This is a genomic window from Microcoleus sp. PH2017_34_RAT_O_A (genome assembly GCF_020737885.1).
GTDB lineage: Bacteria > Cyanobacteriota > Cyanobacteriia > Cyanobacteriales > Microcoleaceae > Microcoleus.
In genome coordinates, this window is sequence record NZ_JAEQDD010000049.1 from 1 (window position 1) to 12,102 (window position 12,102).

Sequence of the window (12,102 nt, forward strand, 5' to 3'; positions counted from 1 at the left end):
GTAACAAATGGAGTCATATTTTAATTGGTATCTCGGTAAAAAAATGAGTAAGATTACTCATTGACAACAGTGCTTTTAGCTTAACTTGTGAGTAATGGTGTAGCCGGAATTATTGCTAGCAGCTATCCTCTGATAACTCAAGTTCCAATAGCACCTTTTTCTACATCTTTACCACCGCATCCCTTTGTATTATCCCTTTTCTTCAGTTTGATATTCGGCGCAGGCTTTGGCTTTGGTACTTGGCGGTTGACTCGGAGAATTAAGCCCAAGGATAGAGATGATAGCAATCAGATAATTGGTAGAATACCGGGCGGTTGAAACCGCCGTCTGCATCTCACCATAATTCGAGGTCGCTTATGACTTTTTCTAAGTCAATCTTTTTCGTCATGTCCTTCGGCAAATAATCAAAAACTTTCTCTAAAACTTCCACAGACACATTCTCGATCAACCAATCATCACTAGAATCATTCTCCAGATTCAAAAAATACTTTAAACGTTCTTCTATCGACTCCTTATCTCCTTTATCCACTTGTCCAACTCGCTCAAACCAATTCCCTTGGGAGTCCTTAAAACAATTAGCATCAATAGTACATATCTGATGCACTAAAGCCAATGAATTGCGATCGAGACCATTTTTGCTAGTCGAGTTAATCGGATATGCTGTTGGCAAACCTTTACAGGTTTCTTGGAAAGTTAAGGGAATCACGGTAAAAGTTTGTAAGCATTCAGACTTATCTTGAAATTGGTCGATTTCCCAAAAGAGATAATGATGCTCTCCCCGCAAAACCCTACTATAATTAACTATTAGTTTACAATCAACTGTCTTGCATTCCATCTCGTCTGGTTGACTTAAATCATAAATGTGATTATGATTGTGTTGGCAACGAAGAGATACTTTCTGGGGATTCACTAAATAAATCCAACCTTGACGAGGTGTTTTTCCAGCCACATTATCACCCTAATTCATTGATTAATTTTTGTCTTTCTGTCTCTAGATTCAGCCTCACCACTTGATCTTGTTGATGGCTATCTTTAACCTCAATCATTGGCGCAGTGCTGTACACATACTTTAGCAACTTCTGGATTTTATCCTGTCCTGAACCTGCCCATTCTTTCCGAATGTTTTCTAGCATTAGTTTTAGTCCTACAGGTAATTCTAAATCATCGATATTACCTGCTTCGGCACCAAGTCGGATAAATATAGTTTCTCCCACAAATTCTTGAACAATTGTTTTGCCATTCATTTGATTTAAGGCGACTATTATGTCTTCGTTCCAAGGGCTATAGTGATAATAACGCCAATTGAGCTGCGTAAGTTGTTTGTTTGTCCATTTGACAGCATAAAGGTCGGCTAAATATAAGAATTTGATTAATTGGTTTTTTGTAATGTGGCCTTTGGTGGCGCAAACAAAATAGTTGATGAGGGTTTCTAGCATGGCTTTGATTTTTTTAGGGTGCGTCGCTATTATAAAAATTCATTAATTCCATCGATAATCTGAGCGCGATGTATCTTACGACTGTTGGGAAAGACTAAAAGATAGGGTTGTTTATTCAACTGTTGAACAACCAAGGTGCGTCGCTATGAGATTGTCGATCGCGACACACCCTACGAATGTTACGATTAAAGAAACCGGGTTTTTCGCAGAATTTACGTCTACAATCGGTATTTTCGTCAAAAACCCGGTTTCTGGACACGTGCGCGCAAGTCCTGAATCGTACTTTAACCGTTACATTTTACTGATGATTCTTTGCACGATTTCTACACCTGTTACCGCTTGCCAGCCAAACAGCCCCAACAGCCCCACATTTAGAAGGATGTGAGTGTATCTCGCCCAATTTTGACCTTTTTGCATGAACGGAGTCAGGGAGGCTGAAATGGCAATTATGGCGGTCATTCCCAAGCCTGCTACTAGGTGCGGGGCGACAAATAGTTTGCCGTTGTTGATGTAGGTGACGGCCATTCCGCCGATCGCACCTGTTACCATCAAGCCTAGCAGCAAAGAGCCCATCTGATGGTGCTTGATATTGAATTTGCCCTTAATTAACTCTTTCTTGACATCACCTTCCGCACTTCTGGTACGGCGGATTTGAATTCCCAGATACAAAGCATAAAATGAGATTGCTAGCAATACCCACATTAAAACTGGGTGGAAGAATTGACTCCAAACTTTCACAGACTGCGGAATTTCCAGATTCATAGTGTTCTCAGGATTAGTAAACATACTTCATAAAACTTAGCATACCAGTAAGTCCGTCTCGTGCGACGGTACAAATATACGGTATGAGAGACTATTATGCCTGCCACTAAACAAGACGCTGTATTGATCCAAGCTGCCAAGACTGGCAACATTATTCACGTCCAAGCCTTACTCGCTAAGGGCGTTGACGCTAACGCCAAAGACTCTGAGGGGACGACGGCTTTGATGTTTGTCGCCCAAAAGGGCTATACGGAAATCGTGCGTATTTTACTAAACAATGACGCTAATGTCAACCTCGCAAGCAGACGTTTTGGCCTCACGGCTTTGATGTTGGCTGCGGCTAACAAACAGGCTGATGTTATGCGGCTGTTGTTGGCTGCGGGTGCTGATGTTGATGCTAAAAATGATGATGGAAGTACGGCTTTGATGGCGGCTTCTCTCAAAGGTGATATCAATGTTGTCCGGCTGTTACTTGATGCTAAGGCTGATGTGAATGTCCGAGATAAAGATGGAGATTCGGCTCTGAAAATAGCTGCTTTGTCGGGACACGAAGCTGTTGTTCAAGCTTTGGCTGATGCGGGTGCTGTTGCTGATAATTCTATGCTATTTTCAGCTATTAGTCAAGGTAGCGCTAAAATTGTCCGAATTTTGCTCGATCGCGCTGCGGATGTTAATCTTAAAAATCAGAGGAGCAAAACTCCTTTGATGCTGGCTGCTACGGCGGACAATTTGGCGGTAGTCGAGACGCTGCTAGCCGCTGGTGCTGATTTGGAAATTCCCGACAAAGAGGGCGAAACTGCTTTAACTTTGGCTGCGGATTGCGGTAATGTTGATGCGGTGCGAGTTTTGCTGGCTGCGGGTGCTAATGCGAATGTCAAAAGTGGAGATGGCGGGACGGCTTTGATGGCGGCGGCTGCTGGGGGAAATTTGCCGATCGCACATATCTTACTAGATGCTGGCGCGGATCTCAACGCGAAGGACAGAGATGACGAAACTGCGTTGAATTTTGCCGTGGTTGAAGGCTGTCAAGATGTGGTGGAATTGCTGTTAAACCGAGGTGCTTATGTCGGTTCGAGAAATCGGTTGGGCGATACGCCTTTGCTGGTGGCGGCTGTTCACGGTCACAGTGCGATCGTATCCGCTTTGCTGCAAAAAGTAAACTCAAATCGCCCAGATTTCCTGAATGCTAAAAACTTTGGCGAGACAGCTTTGACTCTAGCTGCGTTTCACGGACATACTGAAACGGTGAAAGCCTTGCTTGACGGCGGTGCAGATCCGAATATCCCGGCGGATTTGGGGAAAACTGCTTTAATGAAGGCGTGCGATCGCGGTTATATGGCGATCGTCAAAATATTAGTCGAAAAAGGTGCAGATGTCAACTTGCTCGATGAATCCGGCGCAACCGCTGTGATGTGGGCCGCCCATCGCGGTTATGCTGATGCTGTAGAGATTTTAATCGCCGCTGGTGCAGAGTTAAATCACAAAAATCCGGGAAATTATACAGCTTTAATGTTAGCTGAATTTAAAGGTTATTCCACTGTCGTGAAATTGCTCAAAAATGCCGGAGCTCAGGAGTAAAAATCGCATCGTGGGAGATGCAGACGGCGGTTGAAACCGCGTCTATACAAACCAACCAGAGGGCGGTTGAAACCGCGTCTATACAAACCAAGTCCGCCTCCGCGGACTGAAGAAAATGCTGTGTCAAGAAAAAACGTAATGTTAACCATCCATTCTTCAACCCGCGGAGGCGGGTTTTGTTTTTGTAGACGCGGTTTCAACCGCCGTTTTATCTTAACCCGCAAATCTTGTCTCAATCGGCTTTACGCACCCAGCCATTAATAGTAAACCTACTATCAGCAAAAGCTTTAGAGGGACAGCTAACTCGCAAAACTTCGTGCATATAGCGACTCAGAAAAAATACAATACTATTATTCCGAGGTTCAACCGTTCTGAATGTCTCATCTGCAACATAAAAATTGTTCTCGACTTTGCTATCGTAAATCAGCAATTCCCCGCCTGAAAAAGCCTTAGGTTCTCGGTTGAAATAATAAACGTAAGTAAAAAATCTGCTTGCGGTATCTGGCGAACCGCTGTCGTTGTGAAGTTTATAAAAGTTGTTGTCATTGTGCATAGTTAACTGAGCTTCTATGTCACCAAGCGCAAATGCTGGGATATTTAATTTACGCAGCACATCGGGGAGAATTGCTTTAATGCGATTCACCATCAGTGTAGAAAATTCCGGGAAGGAGTGGAGCACCATTGAGCGACGGTAATCTTCGGCATTTGTTGAGGTACTGGTAGTTACAAATTCTGACTCTTTGGCTAAAACATATTTGATTAGTTTGTTCTTTTCTGCGGTTGTCAAAAAGTTATCTATTTGGGCGTAGCGAGATATTAAATCGTCATTTACGGGTGCAGGGGCGGGAATTTCTGCGGGAATTTCTGGGGGAATTTCTGGGATAATTTCTAGGGGGATTGCTGGCTGCTGCGGTTGCGGTTGCTGCAAGAAAATTGGGGGTTCGGTGACTAATCCGACGAGATGTTCGGCGGGAAACGAAAGGCTGGAACGCCCGTCGTCTATGGGGATTTGGAATAAGGTGGAAAAACCTACTGTCTGTTGCTGGCGATCGACTAATGCTTTGACAAGGTTGTGCAATAATGGTGTGTCGGATTTGAGCGTAATAGTGCACTGATGTCCGCCGGTAAGCAGGATTTTAACTTTTACGTCTTGGGGTTTAATTTGCTGTTCACTGTAAGTCATAATTTTTTTAAGGACGCAACTGGAAAATTGGTAGGAATATAACAGTTTTGATTGGTTTCATAGTCTTCTCGATCCCCCCTAGCCCCCCTTAAGAAGGGGGGGACAAGAGTATTGTCAAAGTCTCCCGTCTTAGTAGGGGATAAGAGTCAAAGCCTCCCGTCTTAAGACGGGACAAGAGTGTCAATGTCTCCCGTCTTAAGACGGGACAAGAGTATTATCAAAGTCCCACGTCTTAATGGGGGATAAGAGTATTCTCAAAGTCAACCCCTACTCCCCTTCTTAAGGGGGGATTTAGGGGGATCTAGACTCGGATATAAACGAGAAATCCAAATCTTTTAGACTTAAGTTAAGACCAATGAACACTATTATAGCCTTTCTCAGAAAGATGAGGTATGAATGACAGCTTATATAACTGCTAAACTAAGAAGGGCTGAAGCCCAACAACATACCTCATCTTTCTGAACACCGTTATATATCCCTATAACAGGCTACACAATTAAGAATTGCTAGGCATTATTCCTAATGCAAGAAGTGGCGGATATCAGTGAAAACCATGGTGATTCCGAGTTGGTTGGCGGCTGCGATCGAATCTTTATCGCGCATACTTCCTCCCGGTTGGACGATCGCAATTATCCCCGCCTCAGCCGCCGTTTTTACGGAATCGTCGAAGGGGAAGAAGCCATCGCTAGCCAAAATCGCTCCTTTACTCTTCTCTCCCGCTTGTTCCAACGCTAGTTTAACCGATCCGACGCGGTTCATTTGTCCGGCGCCGACACCGATTGTAGTGCGATCGCGCGTCACAACGATCGCATTTGATTTAACGTGTTTCGCTACTTTCCAAGCAAACAGCAATTCTTCCCACTCTCCCGCCGTCGGTTGCTTCTCGGTAACGGCGCGCCATTTGCTAGTTTCTTCTACTACATTATCCGATTCTTGCACCAGCAAACCGCCTGCAATTACTTTCACAGTTTGCGCTGGCCCTCGATTCAAATCCGGCAAAATCAATACTCGAACTTTCGCCTTTTTCTTGATAATTTCTTCCGCTTCCGGTTCGCACCCCGGGGCGACAATACATTCTAAAAATGTCTTAGTTAGCGCCGTTGCAGTAGCAGCATCAATCGGGCGATTCAGGGCAACAATTCCGCCAAAAGCTGAGACTGAATCCGTGTCAAAAGCTTTTTGATACGCTTCCGAAATAGTCGAGCCCAAGGCTGTACCGCAAGGATTTGTATGCTTCAAAATCGCGGCGGCGGGAGTCTCGGGAAATTCTACAATTAGCCGCCTTGCTGCTTCTAAATCTACTAAATTATTGTAGCTCAATTCTTTGCCTTGCAGGATGGTGCTAGTTGTCCAGCCTGTCGGTGCATTTCCGCTTTGATACCAGGTGGCGGCTTGGTGGGGGTTTTCGCCGTAGCGGAGTGTTTGCAGCTCTGTTCCCGATACGCTAAACTCCTGTGGTAGCTTCGATTCTGGCTCGGATTGGCTGCTGAGATAATTTGCGATCGCGCGATCGTAATTTGCTGTATGCTGAAAAGTTTCTAACGCACATTTTTGCCGAAACTCTAAGGATGCTTCCGCGCCATTTTGTCGCAGTTCTGCTAAATAAGTATTGTACTGTTCTGGATTGCACAAAACTGTCAAATGAGCGTGATTTTTAGCTGAAGCCCTCAGCATCGCCGGCCCGCCGATATCTATATTCTCAATTGCGTCTGCTAGAGTAACTCCAGGTTTGGCAATAGTCTGTTCAAAGGGATACAAATTGACTACAACTAGATCGATCGCCCGAATTTGATTTTCCGTTAAATCCGCGAGGTCTTGCGCTACATCGCGGCGTGCTAAAATACCTCCGTGGATTCGCGGGTGAAGTGTTTTGACTCGCCCGCCCAAAATTTCGGGAGAACCAGTATATTCCGCAACTTTCGTGACAGGGATTCCTGCTTCTTTGAGGGCGCTTGCTGTCCCGCCGCTGCTAATTATGTCAAATTCAAATTCTTCTACTAGACTGCGCGCTAAGTCGATTAGCCCGGTTTTATTGGAGACGCTCAGAAGTGCTAGACGTGCCATTGGTTTGAAATTGCGATCGCAAAAATAGACAGGTTACATTGTATATCAAATCTGTCCGCAGGTAGATATTTTGCTAATTGGTAATTGTGATTATTTCCTGAGAGTTCAAGCATGAGTCTGCTTGTTGGCCAGCGAACTTACTTCAAAATCATATAATAATTTATACTTGGCAATTGCTTCTAAATATTTAGAATAGGGGGAGTCGATAGTGTTATTTTGTCCACTAGGAGGCTGATTGAAGCCATTTCTCGCCTTAATGGTTAGTTTGCCAACTACGTAAATCCCGATGTTGTTGAAATTACTTACTCAAGTGGAATAGATCATTCCATGGAGATAAATATTAAATTTCAAAAATATTTTAGGATGAATCATAAAGGTAATGTGTTAGCATCGAAGGGAAATTGTTTTCTGCCTAGATTAAAATAAAAATTTCGCGATCGCAACACCTTAATAAAAAAATGGTAGGTTTAAATATGTTTTTTCATGAAGCTGATTCAGAAAATAAGGTCAGTAATATTAGAAGTACCCACAAAACACTTTCTAAAAATATGAACAATAGAATGGACTGTCAAGAGTTACCCCAAAAAATAGCCGATGATTGCATAGAAGCCAATTTTGGACAATCTGACAGTATTAGTATTTGCGAAATGCAAAAAATGCAAGAAGCAATTGAACAGTTAGAACACGATTTAAAAGCTAGTGAATCTCGGTTTCGGAATGCGATCGCCAAAAATGCCGACGGTATCGCAATCGTCAACAAGCAAGGGATTGTCTGCTTTGCCAACCCGTCAGCAGAAGCGCTCTTTAACTGCAAAGCAGAGCAACTTTTAGGCCAAGCATTTTTTGGCAATTTGGTAGTAGAAGGTTCAGCTTGCGACATTGAGATGGACACGGATATTATTCCCCAAGTTGGAGAAACAGAAGCAGCAGGAATGCGCGTCGTGCAAACAGAAGTTGAAGCTATTCGCCAGCACAAAGCAAATGCTGTAGTAGAAATGCGGGTGGTGGAAACAGAATGGGAGGGAGAAATGGCTTATTTAGCCACGTTGCGGGACGTTACCGATCGCAAGCGCGCAGAAGAAATGCTTTGGTTGTACGATCGGGCTATGGCTGCTACCAGCACCGGAGTTACCATTGCTGACGCCACCGATCCAGAACATCCAATTATTTATTGCAATCCCGCCTTTGAAAGCATGACAGGCTATCGACGGGAAGAAATTATCGGGAAAAACTCGCGATTTTTGCAAGGAAGCGATACCGATTCCGAGGCACTAGAAATAATCCGCCAAGCCTTGACAACCGAAAGCGAATGTCAGGTAATATTAAAGAATTACCGCAAAGACGGAACAATTTTCTGGAATTCTTTCTCAATCTCTCCAGTGCGCGACAAAAAAGGCAAATTAACTCATTTCATCGGCGTACAGAGAGACATCACAGATCGCAAACAAGCCGAAGAATCCTTGCGAAATTCCGAAGCACAAAGCAGAGAACAATCAGCACAACTAGCAGCAGCACTTGACGAACTAAAAAATACTCATTCCCAATTAGTTCAAAGCGAAAAAATGTCCAGTTTGGGATTGCTAATTGCCGGAGTCGCTCACGAAATCAACAACCCCGTCAGCTTCATTCACGGAAATCTCGCTTACCTCAAAGATTATATCCAAGACTTATTTCACCTCCTAGAACTTTACCAACAAAATTATCCCAATCCAGTCGCTGAGATTCAGCAAGAAACAGCAGAAAACGATCTCGACTTTTTAGCTGAAGATTTACCCAAAATCATGTCTTCAATGAGCGTAGGCGTCGATCGCATTTGCCAGATTGTGCAGTCGCTGCGGAACTTTTCGCGGCACGACGATTCACAAATGAAACCAGTTAACCTCCACGAAGGTATTGACAGCACGCTGTTAATTCTCAATCACCGCTTGAAAGGAAACGGCGAAATGCCGCCAATTCAAATTGTCAAAGAATACGGAAATTTGCCGCTTGTAGAGTGTTTTGCCGGGCCGATAAATCAAGTTTTTATGAATATTCTCAGCAATGCGATCGATGCTTTAGACGATCCGAACATTAGGGAAGATTTTCAAGAAATGCCGGAAAATTTCCGCCAGATTAGAATTTGTACCGAAGTTATCGGCAATGTTGTAGAAATCAAAATTTCTGACACCGGGCCGGGAATAACTGAGGAAGTCAAGCAGCGCATATTCGATACATTTTTTACTACCAAACCCGTTGGGAAAGGCACGGGAATGGGTTTGTCAATTAGCTATCAAATTATTGTAGAAAGACATCAAGGAGAATTATATTGTACTTCGGAATTGGGCAAAGGCACGGAATTTATTATCAAAATGCCGATCGCACATTAGTGTGGTTAGCCATAATAAAAATTGTTTGTAGATGCAGCAGACGGCGGTTGAAACCGCGCCTACACAGGCAAAACCCGCCTCCGCGGGTTGAAGAGAAGAGTAGTCGATGAAAATTATTTTACCCTTTTCCGTCGGCGTCCGGCGGACTACCCTTCGGGAAGGCTAACAGGTTTTTATAGGCGCGGTTTCAACCGCCGTCTGCATCTGGGTAATTGCTCTCTTCAACCCGCGGAGGCGGGTTTTGTTTGTGTAGGCGCGGTTTTAACCGCCGTCTGCATCTGGGTAATTGCTCTCTTCAACCCGCGGAGGCGGACATCGCTTGTGTCGCCGCGGTTTCAACCGCCGTCTGCATCTGGGGATTTAAAAAACCTCCGCACCCTCCAACTTCTTCATAGTTTCAACCTTAGCCCTCGCCGCTTCCCCGCAAGTCTTCGGAGTCGGAAACATCTTTCCAGGATTCGCCAAACCTTTCGGATTAAAGACGTGACGCACCCACTGCATCGTCTCCAAATCTACCTCCGAAAACATATCCGGCATAAAACACTTCTTATCAGCACCAATCCCGTGTTCCCCCGAAAGACTGCCGCCAACTTTCACGCACAGCCTGAGAATTTCCCCGCCCAATTCTTCCACCTTTTCCAGCGCACCTTTTACCGAATTATCGTACAGAATCAGCGGGTGCAAATTCCCATCTCCCGCATGAAATACATTCGCAATTCGGTAGCCGTATTTCTCGCTCAAACCCTCAATTTCTTTCAAAACATAAGCCATTTGCGTGCGCGGAATTACCCCATCTTGCACGTAATAATCAGGGCTGAGATGACCCGCCGCCGCAAAAGCAGCTTTCCGCCCTTTCCAAATTTTCATCCGCGTTTCCGGATCGTGAGCCGTGGTGATATTTCGCGCTCCATTCTGCTTGCAAATATCAGAAATTCGCTGTTTATTTGTAGCAACTTCCACTTCTAAACCGTCGATTTCTACGAGCAGAATTGCTGCCGCATCGCGCGGATAACAACCAGTTGCTACGACATCTTCCACAGCATTAATGCTGATATTGTCCATGATTTCCATGCCGCCGGGAATAATCCCAGCACTGATAATATCGGAAACCGATTCGCCCGCTGCTTCTATGCTAGGAAAATCTGCCAACAGAACGCAAATAGATTCCGGCGCTTTCAGGATTCGCAAAGTAACTTCTGTGGCGATGCCTAAAGTGCCTTCGGAACCGACAAATACACCAGTTAAATCGTAACCTGGCATTTCGGGAATTTCGCCGCCGACATCGACAATTGAACCGTCGGGAATTACCAATTTCAATCCTAAAACGTGATTGGTTGTCACGCCATATTTGAGGCAGTGTACGCCACCAGAATTTTCGGCAACGTTGCCGCCAATCGAACAAATAATTTGACTGGAAGGATCGGGCGCGTAGTAAAAACCTGCGCCGCTAACTGCTTGCGTTACCCAGTTATTAATTACTCCCGGTTGTACGACTACTTGCTGATTTTCTAAGTCAACTTTCAGGATTTTTCGCATCAGGGCTGTGACAATCAGCACGCAGTTTTCTACAGGTAAAGCGCCGCCGGAAAGCCCGGTACCCGCACCTCTAGCCACCCAGGGAATGGAATTGCGATCGCAGATTTTGACCACATTTGCCACTTCCTCGGTAGTTCGCGGCAATACCACCAGGGCGGGGCGCTGGCGGTAGCTAGCAAGTCCATCGCACTCGTAGACAATCAATTCTTCACGGCGCTGCACTACGCCGTTTTTGCCGACTACAGCCTCAAATTCTTTAATAACGGGTTTCCAGTTGCGATCGGTTGCTACGGCTATCATTAGTAACTTATTTTTAAGGGTTGCAATACTGACACTGACCGGGATCGGCAGTCTCTCGACCGTCGGGAAACAGTTCTTCTTTAGTATAACCGCAGTTTTTGCATAGATAAATTGTCGATCGCACTAGCTGAGTCGGAAAATAGCAAAGTCCGCAGGGCAACCCCATTTTCCTCTGGGAAATCTCAAATCCCGGCCAACCGCACTCCGGGCACAATTGCTTAAATTTTTTAACTAAATCGAGAGTTGCATTTTCGATGTTTTTCATCCGAGTGGGATTGTACATCGCCCGCATATCTGTTTCGACGTGAACTTTGCCAGTTGAGGATTTTGTTAAGCCTGCTGTCACCGCATCAAAAAGTTGTTTTTCTGTCACAATGCCCTTAACAATTTCACCCTTACCGAGTGCAGCATCGCCAACTACAACAACCAGTCCGTGTTCGGGAAATCCCGCTTTTTGGGCAAAATCCTCGGCTTCTTCTATACTTGCAACTAACTGGTGACTGTAATTAGTTTCCAATGACAAAGATTCGCCGACAAGTTCGATATTGTTAGCTCTATCTAATAAAATTACAATTTCTCTGTTGGCTGGCAGATACGGCATCATTGGGTGAGGGCCAAAAGTACCTTCGCTCGCAAATGCTAGAGTTTCGCCCGCAACTTCTAAAGCTTTTTCTGCTTTCTGGCGAGCCGCTTCTATTTGAGTACCTAAACGCTTAACTTCTCTAGTGAACGTGCCGAATGCGTCAGTATCAAAATTCGCAGGTACGCTAATTATAACGCCTAATTCTCGTTCCAAAATGGGAGCCATCACCCGTTCTTTTTGGTGCATAGTAGCAAGAACTGCGGTGCGATATCTCAATAATTGAAGTAGATTCAT

Annotated in this window: 10 protein-coding genes; 3 read left to right on the forward strand and 7 right to left on the reverse strand. The window is 44.7% G+C overall.

The annotated features are described in order from the left end of the window. The first annotated feature begins 87 nt into the window (after nt 1–87). Nucleotides 88–318: a hypothetical protein gene (locus tag JGK11_RS17455; protein WP_293212380.1), complete on the forward strand. Its 231-nt coding sequence runs from the start codon at nt 88–90 to the stop codon at nt 316–318. Nucleotides 319–334: 16 nt separating this feature from the next. Here JGK11_RS17455 and JGK11_RS17460 read toward each other — a convergent pair whose 3' ends face one another. The 3 genes from JGK11_RS17460 to JGK11_RS17470 all read right to left on the reverse strand — a co-directional run bounded on the left by JGK11_RS17460 (nt 335) and on the right by JGK11_RS17470 (nt 2,198). Further along, the gene (locus tag JGK11_RS17460) at nt 335–949 is read right to left on the reverse strand and encodes a type II toxin-antitoxin system PemK/MazF family toxin (RefSeq protein WP_293181765.1); all 615 of its coding nucleotides are present in this window, start codon (nt 947–949) and stop codon (nt 335–337) included. Between the two features lie 4 nt (nt 950–953). Continuing rightward, nucleotides 954–1,436, reverse strand: coding sequence for a type II toxin-antitoxin system antitoxin SocA domain-containing protein (locus JGK11_RS17465; protein WP_293181767.1), 483 nt, complete (start codon nt 1,434–1,436; stop codon nt 954–956). Between the two features lie 291 nt (nt 1,437–1,727). Next, nucleotides 1,728–2,198, reverse strand: a complete 471-nt coding sequence (locus tag JGK11_RS17470) for a DUF4079 domain-containing protein (RefSeq protein WP_293212381.1) — start codon at nt 2,196–2,198, stop codon at nt 1,728–1,730. Nucleotides 2,199–2,294: 96 nt separating this feature from the next. Between JGK11_RS17470 and JGK11_RS17475 the strand changes: the two genes are divergently transcribed. Then, on the forward strand, nt 2,295–3,776 hold the full coding sequence (locus tag JGK11_RS17475) for an ankyrin repeat domain-containing protein (RefSeq protein ID WP_293181771.1): 1,482 nt from the start codon (nt 2,295–2,297) through the stop codon (nt 3,774–3,776). A 232-nt stretch (nt 3,777–4,008) separates the two neighbouring features. Here JGK11_RS17475 and JGK11_RS17480 read toward each other — a convergent pair whose 3' ends face one another. Both JGK11_RS17480 and purH read right to left on the reverse strand, forming a co-directional pair. Beyond that, on the reverse strand, nt 4,009–4,959 hold the full coding sequence (locus tag JGK11_RS17480) for a 2OG-Fe(II) oxygenase (protein WP_293181773.1): 951 nt from the start codon (nt 4,957–4,959) through the stop codon (nt 4,009–4,011). A gap of 519 nt (nt 4,960–5,478) precedes the next feature. Then, on the reverse strand, nt 5,479–7,023 hold the full coding sequence (gene purH, locus JGK11_RS17485) for a bifunctional phosphoribosylaminoimidazolecarboxamide formyltransferase/IMP cyclohydrolase (protein ID WP_293212382.1): 1,545 nt from the start codon (nt 7,021–7,023) through the stop codon (nt 5,479–5,481). A gap of 548 nt (nt 7,024–7,571) precedes the next feature. Between purH and JGK11_RS17490 the strand changes: the two genes are divergently transcribed. Further along, nucleotides 7,572–9,389 (forward strand): PAS domain S-box protein, encoded by a 1,818-nt coding sequence (locus tag JGK11_RS17490; RefSeq protein ID WP_293191425.1) that lies wholly within the window; start codon nt 7,572–7,574, stop codon nt 9,387–9,389. 360 nt (nt 9,390–9,749) lie between these two features. Here JGK11_RS17490 and glcD read toward each other — a convergent pair whose 3' ends face one another. Both glcD and JGK11_RS17500 read right to left on the reverse strand, forming a co-directional pair. Further along, nucleotides 9,750–11,225: a glycolate oxidase subunit GlcD gene (gene glcD, locus JGK11_RS17495; protein WP_293181779.1), complete on the reverse strand. Its 1,476-nt coding sequence runs from the start codon at nt 11,223–11,225 to the stop codon at nt 9,750–9,752. 13 nt (nt 11,226–11,238) lie between these two features. Further along, complete coding sequence (locus JGK11_RS17500; RefSeq protein WP_293197059.1) at nt 11,239–12,102, reverse strand: DUF6671 family protein; 864 nt, start codon at nt 12,100–12,102, stop codon at nt 11,239–11,241.